Origin of the sequence: Knoellia sp. Soil729 (assembly GCF_001427985.1) — a bacterium.
Lineage (GTDB): Bacteria > Actinomycetota > Actinomycetes > Actinomycetales > Dermatophilaceae > Knoellia.
In genome coordinates, this window is record NZ_LMSA01000001.1 from 264,776 (window position 1) to 283,625 (window position 18,850).

Genomic DNA, 18,850 nt, shown 5'->3' on the forward strand with positions numbered 1-18,850 from the left:
GCCACAACCCAGCCGCGGCTCCCTGTGCTGCGCTCCACCGACGTAGGCTCCCGGCCATGGGGCGTCGTGCGTGGGCTTGGGTGCTGGGCAGCGGCGTCGTCCTGCTCCTTGCCGCCTGGGTCTCGGGGGCCGGCTCGATCACCGCGTTCGCCCCCAACATCGGCACGCCGGCCTCGGACAAGCTGTACGGCGAGACCGTGGACCAGGTGCAGACCGACAACTCCTCGCGTCGCGGCCCCGACCCGCAGGACGTGCCGGAGAACCACCTCGTTACCTACGTCGTCGTGTGGACCATGCGCGTGCTGCTCCTCCTCATCGTGCTGACCGTCGTGTTCGTCGTGGTGCGGGCCATCGCGCGCAGACTGCGCCGAGACCCGGTCACCCCGAAGGAGGCCGTGCGCGCAGGCGTCCTGCCCGACGTGCTGTCGGCGGGCCTGCGCGACATGGAGGGCGAGCTCGACCGCGGCAGCTCCAGCGAGGCCGTCATCAACGCGTGGCTCGCCCTCGAACGCACCGCCCAGGCCATCGGGATCGACGACGACGTGTCGCGCACCCCAGCCGAGCTGGTGGCCGAGGTCCTCGGGGGCTTCCACGTCGACCCCGTGGCGATCGAGGCTCTCGCGGCGCTCTACCGGGAGGCACGCTTCTCCGAGCACCCCATCGGCGAGGAGCAACGTGAGGCCGCACGTGAGGCCCTGCGCAAGGTGCGTGCGGACCTCCCCGAGGCACTGCAGCCCACAGAGCAGGGAGCGAGCCGGTGAGGGCCCGGCTCCTCGAGCTGGTCCGGCAGCAGGCGGTGCTCACGGCGGTGGGTGCCGCAGGGCTGCTCGGGCTCCTGCTCATGCTCGCGCCGGCGCTCGACCGCGCGGCGCTGCTCGTGGCCTCCGCCGGCGTCCTCGTCGGCGTCGGTGCCCTTGGCATCTGGTTGCTGCGCGACCACAAGGACATCGAGTGGACCACGAGCGCTGGGCGCGTCCCACGCGTGCGTGGCAGCGACCGGCGCGTGACCGCCCTCGCCCGCAGCATCGACGCCGCCGGCGCGGGCGACGACGCGGCGGCACGGCGCGTCCACGCCACCCTGCGATCGCTCGCGGACGCTCGCCTGGCACCCCGGGGCCTCACCCTCGACGGTCCCCCGGCGGATGCCGAGGCAGTGCTGGGACGCGACCTCACGGCATACCTGATCTCGACCGGGCAACGCCCGGTCAGCACGCAAGAGCTGGCATCGTTCATCACCACCCTCGAGGAGCACTGAGTGACCGACACACCCACGCCGAGCCAGGTCACCGACCTCTGCGCGCACGTCCTGGCTGCGGTCGAGCGGGCCGTCGTCGGCAAGCGCTCCAGTCTCGAGCTGGTCCTTGCCGGGGTGCTCGCGGGCGGCCACGTCCTCATGGAGGACTTCCCGGGTCTCGGCAAGACGCTGGCAGCACGCTCGTTCGCGCAGGCGCTCGGGATCGACTTCGCCAGGGCGCAGTTCACGCCGGACCTGCTGCCGAGCGACCTCACCGGTGCCTTCATCTATGACCAGCGCAACCACGAGTTCGTCTTCCGACGCGGCCCGCTGTTCACCGAGCTCCTCCTCGCCGACGAGATCAACCGGACCCCGCCCAAGACGCAGGCCGCGCTGCTCGAGGCCATGCAGGAGGGCCAGATCACCGTCGAGGGCGAGACGTTCCCCCTCGCCCGGCCCTTCCACGTGCTCGCCACGGCCAACCCGGTCGAGTACGAAGGGACCTATCCGCTGCCCGAGGCCCAGCTCGACCGCTTCCTGCTGCGGGTCTCGTTCGGCTACCCCGACCCCGGCGAGGAGTGGGAGGTGCTGCGGCGCAGGGTCGAGCGGCGGCAGGAGGCCCAGAGCGTGCCCGCCGTGACCGACGCGGCCGGTGTGGTCGCCATGCAGGGGGCCGTCGAGACCGTCACCGTGGACGAGGGCGTGGGGCGCTACTGCGTGCGGCTCGCGGCGGCGACACGGTCGCACTCGAGTCTCGTGCTGGGTGCCTCGCCTCGCGGCTCGCTCGCGCTCATGCTGACGAGCCGGGCGTATGCCGTGATCCGCGGCCGTGACTACGTCACCCCCGAGGACGTGAAGGCCGTCGCGCACGCGTGCCTGGACCACCGGGTGAGTGTGCGTCCCGAGCTGTGGATCAACGACGTCAGCGCCGAGAGCGTGATCGAGTCGATCCTCGCCACCGTGTCGACCCCGTCGCCGACCGGGCGCGAGGGGCGGACCGGGTACGAGGGGCCGTGAGCGAGGGCACGACGCCGGGCACGGGTGGAGCGGCGGCGGTGGGTGCACCGGATGTGGCTGCCGTGGCTGCGGCAGCCCCGGGGCCGGGCACAGCCCGGGGATCGGAGGCGCCCGAGGGTCCCCACGCCCCGGCAGGCAGCCGGCTCTCGGCACGCTGGAGGGTCACGCCCGCCCATGCCCGCGCGGTCGTCCTGGGAGTGGCGCTGGTCGCCGTCGGCGTCATCCTGCGGCGACCGGATGCCGTCGCCATCGGGACACCGCTGCTCATCGTGGCCGTCTGGTCGCACCTCAGGCGTCCGGGGGCGCCGCCGGTCGCCCACGCCTGGCTGCGTCACTCGGTGCTGCGCGAGGGACAGACGACGGCGTGGACCGCGACCGTGGAGCCGCGGCTGGGAGTGGAGGAGGTCGGCCTGGCCGTGACCGAGACCCAGTTCACCCGCTTCACCCCGACGAGCCAGTCGGTGGCGGTCGGGGATGACGGCGGAGCCGATGGTGGCGCCGGGGCCGATGCTGCAGGCTCGTCGGTCCGGCAGCTCGATGTGCTGTGCCAGAGCACCCGCTGGGGGCTGCGTCGGTTCGGGCCAGCCACGTGTGCGGTGAGCAGCGCCTTCGGAGCCTTCATCTGGGAACCGCCACCCGTCCACGCTCCCCTGGTGCCGACCGTCCCCCTGCCGGAGGCCTTCTCGGCGCGAGCACCCGTCCCGGACCCCGTCGGGCTGGTGGGGCGGAGCCGCTCACGGCACCAGGGCGACGGCAGTGAGCTCGCCGACATCCGAGCCTTCCGCTTCGGTGACAAGCTGCGTCGGATCCACTGGCCGGTGTCGGTGCGCACGGGTGAGCTTCACGTCACGACGACCTACTCCGACGAGGACAGCGAGATCCTGCTCCTCGTCGACGCGATGCAGGACCTCGGCGCCAGCACCGGCTTCGAGGGTGAGGCCAGCAGCCTCGACAACGGCGTGCGCGCTGCTGCCGCGGTGGCCGAGCACTACCTGCGAGCCGGTGACCGGGTCGGGCTCCAGGTCCTCGGTGCCCACCAGAGCCCACGCCTATCACCGGGCCTGGGCAGCAACCAGCTCCGTCGCCTCCTCGACGTGCTCGCGCGCGTCCGCGTCGCCGACGGTGGGGTCGTCGACGAGAAGCGCCTGCGCGGCCAGCTCCGCCATCCGGTCTCGGTGGGAACGCTCGTCGTCTTCCTCACCCCGGCCATCTCCGTCGAGGTCCTGGCGCACGCGTCCGCGCTGGCGCGACGCGGTACGTCCACCGTCGTGGTCGACACGCTGCCTCGTTCGATGGCCGACCCGAGCCTCGGCGACGACCTCCTCGACGGACTCGTCCCCGAAGACGAGGTCACGCAAGGGGCTCGGCTGGCCTGGCGCCTGCGCCTGCTGGAGCGCTCGCGCGAGATGACCCGCACCCGCCTCAGCGGTGTCCCCATCGTCACCTGGGTGGGGCCCGGCACTCTCGACCTCGTGCTGCGAGACATCGGACGGCAGCGGCGCTCTCCCAGGATGGTGACCCGATGAGCACGTCGCAGCAGGCGCTGCGTGCCCTCATCGTGGTGCCCTCCGTGGCGCTGGCGCTCGTGGCCGCCTTCGCCACCCCCCGCGGCACCGTCGTCGGCGCGCTCCTCATCATGGTGCTCACCGCCTTCGCGGCCCTGGAACCGGCGTCACGGCTCATGTCCCTGCTCCTCGCCGTGCAGGCTGTCAACTGGCTCTCGAGTGCCGCGGTGCCGGCCGACGCCGGTGACTGGGCGCTCACGCTCGTGGCTGCGGTCGCGGTGCTGACCATCCACCTCGCCGCGTCCCTGGCGGTCGCGCTGCCCCCGGCCGCTCCCCTGCCCCGGGCGACGGTGCGTCGCTGGGTCCGGCGCGCCGTGACCGTGCTCGCCCTGTCGACACCGGTGTGGGCCGTGCTGGTGGCCCAGTCGAGAAGCACCCCACCGGGGGTGCCCCTGCTGACCTACGCCGCGGTCGCCGCGGTCGCCATCCTTGCGCTCGCGTTCTGGTTGACCCAGTCCACAGCGACGACCCAGTCCACGCCCGCGACCCAGCCGACGCAGGGCAGACCACCGCGCGCGCAGTGAGCTGAGCACGCAAGCGGGCCGACCGGCATACGCCTGGGGTTGGCGTCAGCAGGCGACGCGACCGCAGGTGTCACGGTCGGGAGGTGTGGTGCTCAGGCGGTGCGCTTGCGGCGCTTGGGCCCGGCCTCACGACGCACGATCGTCGGCAGGACGTTCTTGCGCACGACCTCGTCGGTGACGACCACCTTGGTGATCTCGTCGTCGCTGGGAACGTCGAACATGACCGGGAGGAGGACCTCCTCCATGATCGCGCGCAGTCCGCGGGCGCCGGTGCCGCGGGCCTGGGCCTGCTCGGCGATGGCGACGACGGCCTCGTCGGTGAACTCCAGCTCGACCCCGTCGATGCGGAACATCTTCTGGTACTGCTTGACGAGGGCGTTGCGCGGCTCGGTGAGGATCTCGGTCAGCGCCGGGATGTCGAGCGGCGACACCGTGGTGATGACGGGAAGCCGGCCGATGAACTCGGGGATGAGGCCGAACTTCATGAGGTCCTCGGGCATGACCTCGTGGATCGACTCGGCGAGGTCCTTGGGGTTGTGCAGCTCGGACCCGAAGCCCAGGCCCTTCTTGCCGCTGCGCGACTCGATGAGCTTCTCGAGGCCGGCGAACGCACCACCGACGATGAAGAGCACGTTGGTCGTGTCGATCTGGATGAACTCCTGGTGCGGGTGCTTGCGGCCACCCTGGGGCGGGACGCTCGCGGTCGTGCCCTCGAGGATCTTGAGCAGGGCCTGCTGCACTCCCTCGCCGGAGACGTCGCGGGTGATCGACGGGTTCTCGCTCTTGCGGGCGATCTTGTCGACCTCGTCGATGTAGATGATGCCCGTCTCGGCCTTCTTGACGTCGTAGTCCGCGGCCTGGATGAGCTTGAGGAGGATGTTCTCGACGTCCTCGCCGACGTAGCCGGCCTCGGTGAGCGCGGTGGCGTCGGCGATGGCGAACGGGACGTTGAGCATCTTGGCCAGCGTCTGCGCGAGGTAGGTCTTGCCACAGCCGGTCGGACCGATGAGCAGGATGTTGGACTTCGCGATGTCGACGTGGTCGGCGTCCTTCTTGCCGGCGCCCTCACCCGACTGGATGCGCTTGTAGTGGTTGTAGACCGCCACCGCGAGCGAGCGCTTGGCCACGTCCTGGCCGATGATGTACTGCTGCAGGAAGTCGAAGATCTCGCGCGGCTTGGGAAGCTCGTCGAGGCCGCCGAGGTCCGAGGACTCCGCCAGCTCCTCCTCGATGATCTCGTTGCAGAGCTCGATGCACTCGTCACAGATGTAGACCGCCGGTCCGGCGATGAGCTTCTTGACCTGCTTCTGGGACTTGCCACAGAACGAGCACTTCAGCAGGTCGCTGGTCTCTCCCACTCGTGCCACGTGCTCAGGTCCCTTCGTCAAGACGGCTGGTCGTCGCTTCCCCGTCGGCGTGGAGCCACACGGCCCGTGGGCGACGCATCCGACGCTACCTCGCAGCAGCGTCGACGCAACCCATTGAACGCCTTCGACACGGCGCGAGTCGCGCTTGTCCGCTGAGGGCAGAACCTTCGTGTTGCCCGGGGCCGAGCACCACATCCACCGCCTCCCCCGACGCGAGACCTGCAGGTCTCGCCGGCGCACGTCGTTCTCGTTGGCGCACGGCGATGGGACGACGTGCCCCCGCGAGAACGACGTGCGCCGATGGCTCATCAGGCGACGTTGCCCGATCCCACATCGAACCATCGCGGGCGAGCCACGGCCGTGACACCGGCCTGCGCGAGGACCTGCGCGAGGACCTGCGGCTGCATCGCCTCGCGATAGGTCCAGCGCCCCACCGCCGCCTTGCGACGCAGCCGGTCCTCGCGCTTCTTCTCACGCCACACGATCTCAGCTGCCTCCTCCGCGCTCGCACCAGCGGGAACGCGGTACTTCGTCTTGCCGTCGAACTCCCCGACGACCCCCTCCCACCAGAAGTCCACGGTTCCGGCAAGACCCTCGTCGTCGTGAACCGCGTGCTGCAGCTCCGGTCTGGGCAGGTTGAGCCGGAACATCTGCACCCGGGACAGGCTCTCCCCGGGCGACATGCTGAGCGGGTCCGCAAGGTCGCGCACCACGGCGGCCCGCACCCGACCGGGGGCCCTGGCAGGGACCGAGCTCACCTCAGCCGCCAGATCCTCGGCTGCGCACAGCTCATGCCGCAGTGCATGGTCGGCAGCGGCAACCGCAGTGAACAGGGACCCCGTCCGGGCGAGATCAACGATGGTGCGAGCCACCGGGGTCACCAACAGTCCCTGTCGCTCCACCGGTTCCACCTCGGCTCCGAGGAAGGGACGAAGCAGGGCCGAGCCGCGGACACGCCGATCGCAGACGTGGTGCCTGACGAAGGCCGGCCACGCCTCGATCCGTGGCAGCCCCCACACCGCAGCGGCCGCCTCCACGGCACACACCACGGGCTCCTCGAGCCGACGAAGCAGAGCCGTGGCGTGGACAAAGGCTGCGTGCTTCTGGGTGGAGTCGAGCGTGGCCCACACCCCCGCGTCCATCCATACGCCCCGGCGGACGTGGTGCCATGCGCCACGGGAGGGCTCGATGCCGCTGCGACGCAGGTCCGACGCAGGGCGGAGGGTTCCGGGGTCGAACGGGAGGGGAGCAGCGGCACCGAGCATGGGGCCGAGCCTGACAGGAATCCCCCCGCCCACCTCCGAGATATCCACAGCTCCGGCCGGTTCCCACCCCCGCGAGAACTGCAGGTTTCGTCGGGGCACGTCGTTCTCGCTGGCGCATGGCGCCGGGGCGACGTGCGCCAGCGAGAACGACATGCGGGAGCGAGAACTGCAGGTGATGTCCGTATGGTCGGCTCACCCAAACCCGCCCCAGACGCAGGTATGCCGCCCACTCGGGTGAGCGGGCGGCATACCTTGCGCTTGTCGTGCGGCGAAGGATCAGACCTCGTCGGAGGCCTTGCGGGAGGCGAGCACCTCGTCGATCAGGCCATACTCCTTGGCATCGGCCGCCGAGAGGATCTTGTCGCGCTCGATGTCCTTGCGCACCAGCTCGACGTCGCGCCCGGAGTGGGCGGCGATGGTGTCCTCGAGCCAGGCGCGCATGCGCAGGACCTCGTTGGCGTGGATCTCGAGGTCGGAGGCCATGCCGCCCGTGCCCTCGATCGCCGGCTGGTGGATGAGGACCCGCGCGTTGGGCAGGGCATAGCGCTTGCCCGGCGCCCCCGCACCGAGCAGCACCGCGGCAGCCGAGGCCGCCTGACCGATGACGAACGTCTGCACGTCAGGCCGGATGTACTGCATGGTGTCGTAGATCGCGGTCATCGCGGTGAACGAGCCACCGGGGCTGTTGATGTACATGAGGATGTCGCGGTCGGGGTCCTGGGACTCGAGCACGATGAGCTGGGCGATGACGTCATCGGCGGACGCGTCGTCGACCTGCACGCCGAGGAAGATGATGCGGTCCTCGAAGAGCTTGGTGTAGGGGTCGGTCCGCTTCATGCCGTAGGAGGTACGCTCCTCGAACTGCGGCAGGATGTAGCGGCTCGACGGGGTCATCGAAGCGGGGACGTGGAGCCCACGCTGGGGGTAGTTCGCGTTCATGTCTGTGAGTTCTCCTGGTCGCCGGGTCAGTCAGTGACCGGGTTGTCGGACGAGTTGCCGGCCTGGTCGGCGCGCGAGAAGACGTGGTCGACGAAGCCGTAGTCCTTCGCCTCCGAGGCCGTGAACCAGCGGTCCCGGTCGGAGTCCTTCTCGATCTGCTCGGGGGTCTGGCCGGTGTGCTCGGCGATGAGCTCGGCCATCTGCTTCTTGATGTGGAGGAGCTGCTCGGCCTGGATCTTGATGTCGGATGCGGTGCCGCCGATGCCGCCCGAGGGCTGGTGCATCATGACGCGCGCGTGCGGCGTGGCGTAGCGCTTGCCGGGCGTGCCCGCGGACAGCAGGAACTGGCCCATCGAGGCCGCCATGCCCATCGCGACGGTGGCGACGTCGTTGGGGACCCACTGCATGGTGTCGAAGATCGCCATGCCGGCGGTCACCGAGCCACCGGGGCTGTTGATGTAGAGCCAGATGTCCTTGTCGGAGTCCTCCGCGGCGAGCAGGAGCATCTGCGCGCAGATCGCGTTGGCGTTCTCGTCGCGCACCTCGGAGCCGAGGAAGATGATCCGCTCCTTGAGGAGGCGGTTGTAGATGCTGTCGTCGAGCCCGAGCTTCTCGCCCGGACCGGCTGCGACGATCTCGTTGCTGCTCACGCTGGTCTGCTCCTGCCGTGATGTGGGGTCGTGCCTTTCGCTGACCTTAACGCGCGGGTCCTCCCGCGCACTCCCGGTGCCCGCGCGTGTTCGCCCTGAGCACAAAAGCCGGCCCGTATGCCGGTCAGCCGGCCTCGTGAGCTGCCGCCGGGACCGTCGTGCGTACGTCACCGGCGGGCTCACGCACGTGCTCGAGGATGACCTGGACGAGCAGCGCCATCGTGCCCACGGCGAGCAGGCTTCGAAGGACGCCGACGTGGTCGCCGAGGAAGCCAAGCACGGGCGGACCGGCGATGAAGGCCATGTAGCCGATCGTGGCCACGACCGACATCCGGGCTCCCGCACGCTGCGGGTCGTCGGCGCTGGCACTCATGCCCACCGGGAACCCGAGCGAGACGCCGATGCCCCACACCGCCGCACCCACGAAGGCGAGCCAGGCGTTGCCGAAGATGACGAGCAACGAGCCGAGGACGGCCAGGGCGAACGTCGCCCTCAGCACCGGCACGCGCCCATAGGTGTCGAGCCACCGGGTGCCCAGCAACCGGCCCACGGTCATGAAGGACAGGAAGGTGGCGAAGGCGAGGACGCCCGCCCAGGCGGGGAGGGCGTGACCCTCGACGAAGGCGACGGCCATCCAGTCGTTGGCCGTGCCCTCCGTGAAGGCCGCGACGAGGGTGACGACCCCGATGAGCAGGGTGCGTGGCTCGAGCCAGGCGGAGCGCGGGCGGACCGGCGCAGAGGGCGCGCCCGTGCTCGACCCCGAGCCGACTCCGGCACCGCCCCCGGCAGGCTCAGCGGCCCCGGCAGACCCGGCGGCCTCCGCCAGCTCGCTCGCCTCCGCGTCCTCGACCGTCCTCGGCAGGAAGGCGCGCATCGCCCAGAACCCACCAGCGGTGACCAGCAGGGCCGAGGCCAGGAGGTGCGGCAGCAGGGGGATCCGCGCCCACGACATGGCCGAGCCGACGAGCGCCGAGAGCACGGTCCCGCCACTGAAGGCGGCGTGGAACTGCGGCATGACCGTCTGGCCGAGCAACCGCTCGACGCTCGCGCCCTCGAGGTTCATGGCGACGTCCCACACCCCGACGCCGCTGCCGATGAGAAAGAGGCCGATGGCCACGATGAGCCGTGACTCGACGATGTCCACCCCCGCGCCGACCACGCCGAAGCCGACGATGCCCACGAGCATGCCGAGGCGGATGGCGTTGACGACACCGATGCGCGCCGCGATGCGTCCGGTCGACGGCATGGCGAGCAGCGAGCCGGCCGACATCGCGAAGAGCGTCGCACCCAGCTGACCCGGCGTGAGGTCGAGGGCCGACTTGGCATCCGCGATGCGCGAGGCCCAGGACGCGAAGGCCACGCCGGCCAGGGCGAAGACGATGAAGACGGCGGTGCGGGCACTGGCAACGCGTTCGCGTGGCAGGGCGGCGGGGCTGGTCACGGGCTGAGGCTCTCTCTGAGGGAATGCGACCGGTCCACTGATTGCGCGTTGGGACAGGTGCGAGGGCAGCAAGCGCCTGTCCCAACGCGCAATAAGTGGGATTTCTGGCACGAAGTGGGACAAGTCGAATCGATTCGATAGTGTCTCTCGCATGACCCCGCCCCGTCAAACGCCCCCAACGCGCCGCGCGCAGCCGCCGCGCAAGGTGACGCTGCGCGACGTCGCCGAGCTGGCCGGGGTCTCCATCAGCACGGCCTCGCTCGTCTTCAGCGGCAAGGGTCCCGTCGCCACCAGCACCGCCGAGCGCGTGCACGCCGCCGCGACGGAGCTCGCCTACGCAGGGCCCGACCCCCTCGCCAGCTCACTGCGCCAGGGGCGCTCCGGCACCGTGGCCGTCATCGTCGAGGACCGCCTGCTGCACGCCTTCCGCGATCCCTTCGCTCTCTCCGTGCTCGACGGCCTGGCCCAGGAGCTCGACGCGATGGGCACGAGCATGCTGCTGCTCGCCGACCACGGCGACACCCAGCCGAACCCGCTCGCGACGCACGCCGTCGACGCAGCCGTCTTCCCGCTCTGCGGCCGCACCGACAGCCCCCTGGTCGAGCACCTCCTGGCCCGTGGCATCCCCATGGTCGGAGCGGGCGCACCCCTGGACGGCGCCGTCACCCACGTCGTGGTGGACGAGCGCGGAGCCTCAGCTGCAGCGACCCAGCACCTCGTCGACCTCGGGCACGAACGGCTCGCGCACGTCCTCATGCCCCTGGGCATCCGCCGGCCCACGCACCGCGTCGAGGCCACGGAGCTCGAGCACGCGGCCTACCCCGATGCGCGGGAGCGGGCCCACGGCTTCCTCGACGTCGCCGGCCCTCGGGCGACCCTTGTCGAGGCCGAGCAGCCCGACGTCGAGCAGGGCGAGGCAGCCGGCCGACTGCTCCTCGACGTCGCCGTGCACGAGCGTCCCACCGGCATCGTCGCCCAGTCGGACCTGTTGGCAGCAGGCGTGATCCGCGCCGCCGAGCTGCTGGGCCTGCGGGTGCCCGAGGACGTCTCGGTGACCGGCTTCGACGGCGTCGACCTCCCCTGGCTCGACCACCGGCTGACGACGATCGAGCAGCCCGGCGAGGCCAAGGGCCGCCTCCTCGGAGAGCTCGCGCGGCGGCTGCTCGCCGGTGAGACACCCGGCGACCAGCCCCTCGAGGTCACTCTCCGAGTCGGCGACTCGACGTCAGGACCCGGCTGAGACCTCGGCGAGCCGGGCGAGGGTGTCCTCGAGCTGGCCCTGGGTCACCAGGGGGAAGCTGACCTTCCGCAGGATGTCCTTGTCGGTCACCTTCGACCAGTCATAGGTGTGGGTGACGAGCGTCTGGTCGGGACCCTGCTGCTCGAGGCGCCAGACCCACTCCCACCCGGGAGGCGTCGTGCCGGCCGGCGCGGTCTCCCACGCGAGCAGGGAGTTCTCGGAGTAGCCGACGACGTGGTTGTCGGTCTGGTAGTCGCCACCCATGTGGTCGCCGGTCATGTTCATCGTGAAGACGTCGCCGACCTTGCTGATGCGGTTGGACTTCTCGTCCGAGCGCATGAACCCGGAGCCGTCGAGCTCGGTGTGCCGCTCGGGGTTGCTGAGCACAGCGAAGATCGCCTGGGCAGGCGCGTCGATGGTGCGCGAAACGGTGATCTGCTTGTCGTGGGTCATGCCTCGATCCTCATCACGGATCGCCACCCAAAGCAAACCCGGACCTCGTGCGACGTGCCGATACGCGTATGCCGTGTGCTTCCCGGAGAGGAAGCACACGGCATACGTCGTGGTGGAGCGAAGGGGCGTCAGGCCTTGGCCGGCGCCTCGGTGTCGGCCTCGGTGTCGGCGTCCGTGTCGACCTCGGAGGCGAGCTCCTCGAGGTCGGCCTCGTCGGCGTCGTCCTCGAGCTCGGGCTCGACGACCTCGGCCTGGGGCACCAGCTCGTTGAGGTCGATCGTCGTGCCGGCGGTGTCGGTGACGATGGCCTTCTCGAGCACGGCAGCCAGCGCCTTGCGGCGGGAGACCTCCTGGACCATCGCGGGCACCTGACCCTGCTGGTCGATGGCCTGGGCGAACTGGTTGGGGTCCATGCCGTACTGCTGAGCGCTCATGATGAGGTACTCGATCAGCTCGGGCTGCTCGACCTCGATCTCGAGCTTCTCGGCGAGCGCGTCGAGCAGGAACTGGCCCTTGAGCGCCTTGCGGGTGCTCTCGTCGACCTCGGCGCGGTGGGTGTCGTCCTCGAGGCGGTCCTCGCCCTCGAGGTGGCTGTGCACCTCGGCCTCGACGATGCCCTCGGGCACGGCGACCTCGGTGACCTCGAGGAGGTGCTCGAGGACCTTGTCGCGGGCCTGGACGCCCTGCTCGAACTTCTTGGCCTGCTCGGCCTGCGTGACGATGTCGGCGCGCAGCTCGTCCATCGTGTCGAACTGCGAGGCGAGCTGGGCGAAGTCGTCGTCGAGCTCGGGGAGCTCACGGACCTTGACGGACTGGACGGTGACGGTGCAGTCGGCGTCGCGGCCCTCGTGGTCGCCACCGGCGAGCGGCGCGGAGAAGGTCTTGGTGTCGCCGGCGTTGGCGCCCAGGACGGCGTCGTCCAGGCCCTCGAGCATGTTGCCCGAGCCGACCTCGTAGGTGACGCCCTCGACGCTGTCGATCTCCTCGTCGTCGATGACGGCCTTGAGGTCGATCGAGAGGACGTCGCCGTTCTCGACGGCGCGCTCGACGGAGGTCAGGGTGCCGAAGCGCTGGCGCAGTGAGGTGAGGCGCTCCTCGATGTCCTCGTCGGTGGCCTTGACCTCGTCGACCTCGACGGCGATGCCGTCCAGGTCGGGCAGCTCGATCTCGGGGCGCACGTCGGTCTCGACGGTGAACTCGAGGTCCTGGCCGTCCTCGAGCGGCACGGCCGTCACGTCGACGTCCGGCTGGCCGATGGCCTTGATGCCCTCGGCGTCGATGGCCTCGGAGAAGAAGCGCGGGAGGGCCTCGTTGACGGCCTCCTGGACGACGGCGCCGCGGCCGACGCGCTGGTCGATGATGCGAGCGGGAACCTTGCCCTTGCGGAATCCCGGAATCTGGATCTGCGACCCGATCGTCCGGTACGCCGCGTCGAGGTCGGGCTTCAGCTCGTCGAACGGCACCTCGACGATGAGCTTCACCCGGGTCGGGCTGAGGGTCTCGACGGCACTCTTCACTTCAGGCACTCCACAGGTGTTGGGGTCGGATGGTGCGAGGCGCTGCTCGCGGATGAGATCGGGTCGGGCATGCCGGCCACGGGCGCGGCCCGCGGACACGGGAAGGTGTGCGCACGGCATACCGATGAAACTCCACTCACCAACATGCTAACGGGCGCGGCGACACGGACCGAATCGTCGTCGCCGAAAGCCCCCACGCAGGGGGTCGGCCGGAGTACCGTCCGCGCAGCGGCCCGAACGGGTCGCTTTCCTCTGAGGAGATCCTTCATGTCACGACGTCTCATCCGACCTGCGCTCGGCGTCATCGCGCTCGCAGCGTCCAGCTTCGCCGTCTCGTCCCCGGCCACCGTGAGCGCCGCCTCCACGCCCTCCCCCGCCGTCGCCCAGTGCGACCCGGCAGGAGCGACCTCGGCCGCCCGCGTCCGCGACGACGCCAAGGACACGGCGAAGGAGCCGGAGCTCTACAGCAAGAACGAGGCGAAGGCGTACGGCGTCATCAAGGACAGCCCGCGGCTGGCCAACGGCTCGGTGACCATCCCGACGATCTTCCACGTCGTCTCCAAGGGCGCCCTCAGCTCGGCGGCCACGACGCGGATGAACACGATGATCGCGGCGCAGATGAAGGTCCTCAACGACTCCTACTCCGGTGCAACCGCGACCGACGCCTCCGACACCCCGTTCCGCTTCGACCTCACCAAGACGACCTGGACGGTCAACCCCGTCTGGAACACCGTCACCCCCGGCAAGGCCGAGCGGGACATGAAGAAGGCGCTCTACGAGGGCAGCTCCAGGACGCTCAACGTGTACGTCGCCGACATCGGTGGCGGCCTCCTCGGCTGGGCCTACTTCCCCAAGGGCTACAACAACGGCCGCGACTTCATCGACGGCGTCGTCATGCTCGACGAGTCGATGCCCGGTGGCACCGCCGGCAAGTACTCCCTCGGTGACACCCTCACCCACGAGGTCGGCCACTGGCTCATGCTCGACCACACCTTCAACAAGGGCTGCTCTGCAGCCGGCGACTACGTCGCAGACACCCCGCGCGAGGCCATGCCGCAGTTCAACTGCCCCACCGACGCGGACACGTGCACCGCTCCCGGCAAGGACCCGATCCACAACTTCATGGACTACACGCAGGACTCCTGCATGAACATGTTCACCCCGGGCCAGGCCGACCGCATGAGTGACGCCTGGCTCGCGTTCCGAGCCTGACGCCCCAGCTCACGACACACCGGGTATGCCGTCCGCGCACCGTGCGCGGGCGGCATACCTGCGTTCGCGACGGCGTGCGGAAGATTCCTCCCTTGAAAGGGGTGCGCACCGGTCGGGGCCCGGCGATCATGAGGTCATGTTGAGCACCATGCAGGACGAGCCCCTGTCCCTCGCCACCCTCCTTCGCCACGCGATGACCGCCAAGGCCGACTCGGAGGTCACCACCTGGACCGGGTCGGAGGTCCGGCGGATGACCTATGCGGAGGTCGGTCGACAGTCGGGGCGGCTCGCGAACGCCCTGCGCGCCCTCGGGGTCGAGCAGACCGACCGCGTCGCCACCTTCATGTGGAACAACAACGAGCACTTCGTCGCCTACGCCGCCGTCCCGGCCATGGGCTGCGTCCTGCACGCGCTCAACATCCGTCTCTTCCCCGAGCAGCTGACCTACGTGGCCAACCACGCCCAGGACAAGGTCGTCATCGTCGACGGCTCGCTGGTTCCCCTCTTCGGCCCGCTGCTCCCGGCCCTTCGGTCGGTCCAGCACGTCATCGTGGCCAACGGTGACCCGAGCGCCCTCGAGGCTCCGGCCGGGGTCACGGTCCACGGCTATGACGAGCTGCTGGGCACTCAGTCCGAGGAGTTCGACTTCCCGGTCGTCGACGAACGCATGGCGGCGGCGATGTGCTACACCTCCGGCACCACGGGTGAGCCCAAGGGTGTGGCGTACTCGCACCGGTCGAGCGTGCTGCACTCGATGCAGGTGTGCACGACCGACGGCATGGCGTTGTCCGAGCGTGACCGCGCGCTGGTCATCGTGCCGATGTTCCACGCCAACGCCTGGGGCATCCCCTACGCCGCACTGATGAGCGGCGCGTCCCTGCTCATGCCTGACCGCTTCCTCCAGCCGGCGCCGCTCCTCGAGATGATGGCCGCCGAGCAGCCGACCTTCGCGGCCGCCGTCCCGACGATCTGGACCGGGGTCCTCGGCCAGCTCGCCGCCCACCCGCAGGACATCACGCACCTCCGCGAGGTGATCATCGGCGGCTCAGCGGTCCCGCCGTCGATGATGAAGGCGTTCGACGAGGAGCACGGAGTCCGCGTGGTCCACGCCTGGGGCATGACCGAGACCTCGCCGCTGGGTTCGGTGGCGCACCCGCCCGCGAGGTCCTCCGGAGACGCGGAGTGGGAGTACCGCATCAGCCAAGGGCAGTTCGGCGCCAGCGTGCAGGCGCGGCTTCTCGACGACGAGGGCAACGTCGTCCCCCATGACGGTGAGAGCCTGGGCGAGCTCGAGGTCAAGGGTCCGTGGATCGCGAGCTCCTACTACTCCCCCGACGACACCGCCGTCGAGCCCGAGAAGTTCCACGACGGCTGGCTGCGCACGGGCGACGTCGGCCGGATCACCCCCAACGGCTACCTGACGCTCGTCGACCGGTCCAAGGACGTCATCAAGTCGGGTGGCGAGTGGATCTCGTCCGTCGACCTCGAGAACGCGGTGATGGCCCTCCCCGGCGTCGTCGAGGCCGCCGTCATCGGCGTGCCCGACGACGCCTGGGACGAGCGCCCCCTCGTGGCCGTCGTGCTCGGTGAGCACGCCAACGCCGACGCGGAGGCCCTGCGCACCGCCCTGGCCGACCGGTTCGCGAAGTGGCAGCTGCCGGAGCACTGGGCGTTCATCGACGAGGTGCCCAAGACGAGTGTCGGCAAGTTCAACAAGAAGGCCCTGCGGGCGCAGTACGCAGACGGGCAGCTCGACGTCGTCGAGCTCGAGGGTCCGACGCCGCGCTGACCCACGCCTCGCTGAGCCGACGCCGCCCGGCAGGAACAGGTGTGCCACCCGCCCACGAGAGCGGAGGACGGAGCGGTCAGGTCACGACGAGCTGAGGAGTGCAGGGACGGAGGCGACGAGGAAGGTTTGTTCCTGACATCCTTGACCGGTGTTTCTACGCCGAGTCGACCCCGCCTCTCGCCGTAAGCCCTTGTTCCGTCACCCAGCCCAGGTGGTGGCCTTCGCATTTGCCACCGCTGCGGCGATCGGGACGGTGTTGCTCATGCTTCCCATGTGCCGCACTGATGGAGACGGGGCGCCGCTCGTCACGGCGCTGTTCACGGCCACCAGCGCGGTGTGTGTGACGGGGTTGACGGTGGTCGACACGGCCACGTACTGGAGTGTGACCGGCCAGGTCGTCATCCTTGGGCTGATCCAGGTGGGCGGGTTCGGAATCATGACCCTGGGATCGCTGATCGCCCTGTTCCTGGCGCGCCGCATGGGGCTGCGTACTCGTCTGACGGCCGCGGCGGAGACCAGGAGCGTCGGCCTGGGGGACGTGCGCCGGGTCCTGCGTGGGGTCTTCATCATCACGTTCACGGTGGAGAGCGTCGTCGCGCTGCTCCTGACGTTGCGGTTTCGTTCGGCGTACGACGGCGCCTGGGGCACTGCCGTCTGGCACGGCGTCTTCCACGCCGTGTCATCGTTCAACAACGCCGGTTTCGCGCTCTACAGCGACAACCTCATGCGCTTCCTCACGGACGGTTTCGTCCTCATGCCAATCTCTGTCGCGATCGTCATCGGCGGCATCGGCTTCCCGGTGCTGATCGAGCTTCTGCGCAACCGGCGCCCACGGACGTGGAGCCTTCACACCCGGCTGACCCTGCTCATGACCGGTGCCCTGCTGGTCATCGGCACCGTCTTCATGAGCCTCACCGAGTGGGACAACGAGGGCACTCTGGGACCCTTGAGCCTTCCTGCAAAGCTGCTCGGCGCCTGGTTCCACGCCGTGCAGCCCCGAACCGCGGGCTTCAACGCCTGGGACTATGGCGCCGTCACCGACGAAACCCTGTTGGGGACCATCATGCTGATGTTCGTCGGCGGTGGTTCGGCCGGCACCGCCGGCGGCCTGAAGGTGACCACCTTCATCGTGCTGTTCTTCGTCATCGTGGCCGAGGTTCGCGGAGAGGAGGACGTCATCGCCTTCGACCGTCGAATCGAGCACCGTGTGGTCCGCCAGGCCACCACCGTCGCACTGCTCGGAGTCGCTGCCGTCCTCACTGCCACCATGCTCCTCACGGAGCTCACTGAGCTCCCGTTCCGTGACGTGCTGTTCGAGAGCACCTCGGCCTTCGCCACGGTGGGCCTGTCCACTGGCATCACACCGAAGGTCGGGGACGGTGGGGAGCTGGTGCTGGTGGTTCTCATGTTCCTGGGCCGCCTGGGCCCGATCACACTGGTGTCCGCACTGACGTTGCGGGAGCGGAACCGCCGCTACCGCTACCCCGAAGGAGCGCCACTCATTGGCTAAGAAGATTGCGCAGTCAGGCGGCGTCGCCGTCATCGGTCTCGGCCGGTTCGGCAAGTCGCTTGCGGATGAGCTCGAACGCGACGACGTGCAGGTCCTCGCCATCGACAACGACCCGAAACGCGTGCAGGACCTTGCCGGACGCTGGACTCACGTTGTCCAGGCTGACGCCACCGATCTGCAGGCGATGGAACAGCTGGGCGTCGGCGACTTCTCCAAGGCCGTCATCGGCATCGGCAGCAACCTCGAGGCCAGCGTGCTCACGGCGTTCGTGCTTCGCAAGCTCGGCGTCAGCGACATCTGGGCCAAGGCGGTCACCATGTCTCAGCGCGAGATCCTCACCCAGGTCGGGGTCACGCATGTGGTTCGCCCCGAGCACGAAATGGGCAAGCGCGTGGCCCACCTCGTGCGTGGCCGGATGCAGGACTACATTGAGTTCGACGACGGCTATGCCATCGTGAAGACCTCTCCACCGCGCAGCATTCTTGGCCGCACTCTCGCTGAGGCCGGGATTCGGAAGACCTACGGGGTCACCATCGTCGGCATCAAGGCTGCCGGTAAGGACTTTTCCTACGCCACGCCGGCGTCCGTGGTGAACGACGGTGACCTCATCATCGTCTCGGGCGAGCGCCGCAAGGTGGAGTTCTTCTCGGGCCAGGACTGACGACGAGCAACAGCCGCATTCGTCGACTGGACAACGCCCGCACCCGGAGAGCGCCAGAGCCTGCTCAGCGTGCCCGAAGGCATGGGAGCGGGCAGCCAGGGCGGCGAGGAGGTGGCGTGCAAGAACGCTCCCAGTGCACACGCTGTCGTCATACGCGCACTTCGCGAGCGTCCTTGCAGGCCAACAGAGAGCGGGCGACGGGAATCGAACCCGCGTAGTCAGTTTGGAAGACTGGGGCTCTACCATTGAGCTACGCCCGCGCGCCGGTCGTGGTCGACGTGGATCGACCTTCTCGGAGCAGGAGTTAGCCTAGTGGCCGCCTCCTCAGGATCCGAAATCGGGCCGGTCGTGGTGCGTCCGCTACAGTGCGGGCGAACGGGCTGTGGCGCAGTTTGGTAGCGCGCTTCGTTTGGGACGAAGATGTCGCAGGTTCAAATCCTGTCAGCCCGACACTCGTGCATGCGCC

General features: G+C 69.5%; 17 protein-coding genes and 2 tRNA genes. 11 read left to right on the forward strand and 8 right to left on the reverse strand.

Annotated features, from left to right (window positions below; all coding sequences use genetic code 11):
* The first annotated feature begins 56 nt into the window (after nucleotides 1-56).
* Genes ASG74_RS01235 through ASG74_RS01255 form a run of 5 tightly spaced genes read left to right on the forward strand, consistent with a single transcriptional unit; the run spans nucleotide 57 to nucleotide 4,340 of the window.
* On the forward strand, nucleotides 57-761 hold the full coding sequence (locus ASG74_RS01235; RefSeq protein ID WP_056138143.1) for a DUF4129 domain-containing protein: 705 nt from the start codon (nucleotides 57-59) through the stop codon (nucleotides 759-761).
* Nucleotides 758-1,255 carry a hypothetical protein gene (locus ASG74_RS01240; RefSeq protein ID WP_056138145.1) on the forward strand — a complete coding sequence of 166 codons (498 nt, stop codon included), beginning with the start codon at nucleotides 758-760 and terminating at the stop codon, nucleotides 1,253-1,255. Before ASG74_RS01235 ends, ASG74_RS01240 begins: the two co-directional genes overlap by 4 nt.
* Entirely contained in the window at nucleotides 1,256-2,251 is a 996-nt protein-coding gene (locus ASG74_RS01245; RefSeq protein WP_056138147.1) for an AAA family ATPase, read from the forward strand.
* Nucleotides 2,248-3,777 carry a DUF58 domain-containing protein gene (locus ASG74_RS01250; RefSeq protein WP_056138149.1) on the forward strand — a complete coding sequence of 510 codons (1,530 nt, stop codon included), beginning with the start codon at nucleotides 2,248-2,250 and terminating at the stop codon, nucleotides 3,775-3,777. The genes ASG74_RS01245 and ASG74_RS01250 overlap by 4 nt, the downstream gene beginning before the upstream one ends.
* Nucleotides 3,774-4,340 carry a hypothetical protein gene (locus ASG74_RS01255; RefSeq protein ID WP_056138151.1) on the forward strand — a complete coding sequence of 189 codons (567 nt, stop codon included), beginning with the start codon at nucleotides 3,774-3,776 and terminating at the stop codon, nucleotides 4,338-4,340. The genes ASG74_RS01250 and ASG74_RS01255 overlap by 4 nt, the downstream gene beginning before the upstream one ends.
* Before the next feature lie 92 nt (nucleotides 4,341-4,432).
* Here the strand turns inward: ASG74_RS01255 and clpX are convergent, their stop codons facing one another.
* From clpX to ASG74_RS01280, 5 genes are all read right to left on the reverse strand, one after another.
* On the reverse strand, nucleotides 4,433-5,707 hold the full coding sequence (gene clpX, locus ASG74_RS01260; RefSeq protein ID WP_056138153.1) for an ATP-dependent Clp protease ATP-binding subunit ClpX: 1,275 nt from the start codon (nucleotides 5,705-5,707) through the stop codon (nucleotides 4,433-4,435).
* A gap of 308 nt (nucleotides 5,708-6,015) precedes the next feature.
* The gene (locus ASG74_RS01265) at nucleotides 6,016-6,972 is read right to left on the reverse strand and encodes a hypothetical protein (RefSeq protein WP_056138156.1); all 957 of its coding nucleotides are present in this window, start codon (nucleotides 6,970-6,972) and stop codon (nucleotides 6,016-6,018) included.
* Nucleotides 6,973-7,248: 276 nt separating this feature from the next.
* Nucleotides 7,249-7,911, reverse strand: coding sequence for an ATP-dependent Clp protease proteolytic subunit (locus tag ASG74_RS01270; RefSeq protein WP_056138158.1), 663 nt, complete (start codon nucleotides 7,909-7,911; stop codon nucleotides 7,249-7,251).
* 26 nt (nucleotides 7,912-7,937) lie between these two features.
* Nucleotides 7,938-8,561 carry an ATP-dependent Clp protease proteolytic subunit gene (locus ASG74_RS01275; RefSeq protein ID WP_056138160.1) on the reverse strand — a complete coding sequence of 208 codons (624 nt, stop codon included), beginning with the start codon at nucleotides 8,559-8,561 and terminating at the stop codon, nucleotides 7,938-7,940.
* 124 nt (nucleotides 8,562-8,685) lie between these two features.
* Nucleotides 8,686-10,002: an MFS transporter gene (locus ASG74_RS01280; protein WP_056138162.1), complete on the reverse strand. Its 1,317-nt coding sequence runs from the start codon at nucleotides 10,000-10,002 to the stop codon at nucleotides 8,686-8,688.
* A gap of 151 nt (nucleotides 10,003-10,153) precedes the next feature.
* Here ASG74_RS01280 and ASG74_RS01285 point away from each other — a divergent pair, with 151 nt between their 5' ends.
* Nucleotides 10,154-11,242, forward strand: a complete 1,089-nt coding sequence (locus tag ASG74_RS01285; protein WP_235498757.1) for a LacI family DNA-binding transcriptional regulator — start codon at nucleotides 10,154-10,156, stop codon at nucleotides 11,240-11,242.
* Here ASG74_RS01285 and ASG74_RS01290 read toward each other — a convergent pair.
* Together ASG74_RS01290 and tig are read right to left on the reverse strand one after the other, a co-directional pair.
* On the reverse strand, nucleotides 11,228-11,695 hold the full coding sequence (locus tag ASG74_RS01290; protein WP_056138166.1) for an SRPBCC family protein: 468 nt from the start codon (nucleotides 11,693-11,695) through the stop codon (nucleotides 11,228-11,230). The genes ASG74_RS01285 and ASG74_RS01290 overlap by 15 nt on opposite strands.
* A gap of 128 nt (nucleotides 11,696-11,823) precedes the next feature.
* A complete protein-coding gene (gene tig / locus ASG74_RS01295; protein WP_056138169.1) occupies nucleotides 11,824-13,212 on the reverse strand; it encodes a trigger factor in 1,389 nt (462 codons plus the stop codon).
* 267 nt (nucleotides 13,213-13,479) lie between these two features.
* On the opposite strand from tig, the gene ASG74_RS01300 reads away from it, so the two are divergent.
* The 4 genes from ASG74_RS01300 to ASG74_RS01315 all read left to right on the forward strand — a co-directional run bounded on the left by ASG74_RS01300 (nucleotide 13,480) and on the right by ASG74_RS01315 (nucleotide 18,384).
* Complete coding sequence (locus ASG74_RS01300) at nucleotides 13,480-14,424, forward strand: zinc metalloprotease (protein ID WP_056138171.1); 945 nt, start codon at nucleotides 13,480-13,482, stop codon at nucleotides 14,422-14,424.
* A gap of 136 nt (nucleotides 14,425-14,560) precedes the next feature.
* Nucleotides 14,561-16,213 (forward strand): long-chain fatty acid--CoA ligase, encoded by a 1,653-nt coding sequence (locus ASG74_RS01305; RefSeq protein ID WP_056138173.1) that lies wholly within the window; start codon nucleotides 14,561-14,563, stop codon nucleotides 16,211-16,213.
* 148 nt (nucleotides 16,214-16,361) lie between these two features.
* Entirely contained in the window at nucleotides 16,362-17,723 is a 1,362-nt protein-coding gene (locus tag ASG74_RS01310; RefSeq protein ID WP_200942498.1) for a TrkH family potassium uptake protein, read from the forward strand.
* Nucleotides 17,716-18,384: a potassium channel family protein gene (locus tag ASG74_RS01315; RefSeq protein ID WP_056138177.1), complete on the forward strand. Its 669-nt coding sequence runs from the start codon at nucleotides 17,716-17,718 to the stop codon at nucleotides 18,382-18,384. Before ASG74_RS01310 ends, ASG74_RS01315 begins: the two co-directional genes overlap by 8 nt.
* A 189-nt stretch (nucleotides 18,385-18,573) precedes the next feature.
* On the opposite strand, the gene ASG74_RS01320 is transcribed toward ASG74_RS01315, so the two are convergent.
* Nucleotides 18,574-18,644 (reverse strand) — tRNA-Gly (locus tag ASG74_RS01320).
* Between the two features lie 116 nt (nucleotides 18,645-18,760).
* On the opposite strand from ASG74_RS01320, the gene ASG74_RS01325 reads away from it, so the two are divergent.
* Nucleotides 18,761-18,834: transfer RNA gene (locus ASG74_RS01325), tRNA-Pro, on the forward strand.
* Nucleotides 18,835-18,850 lie beyond the last annotated feature (16 nt).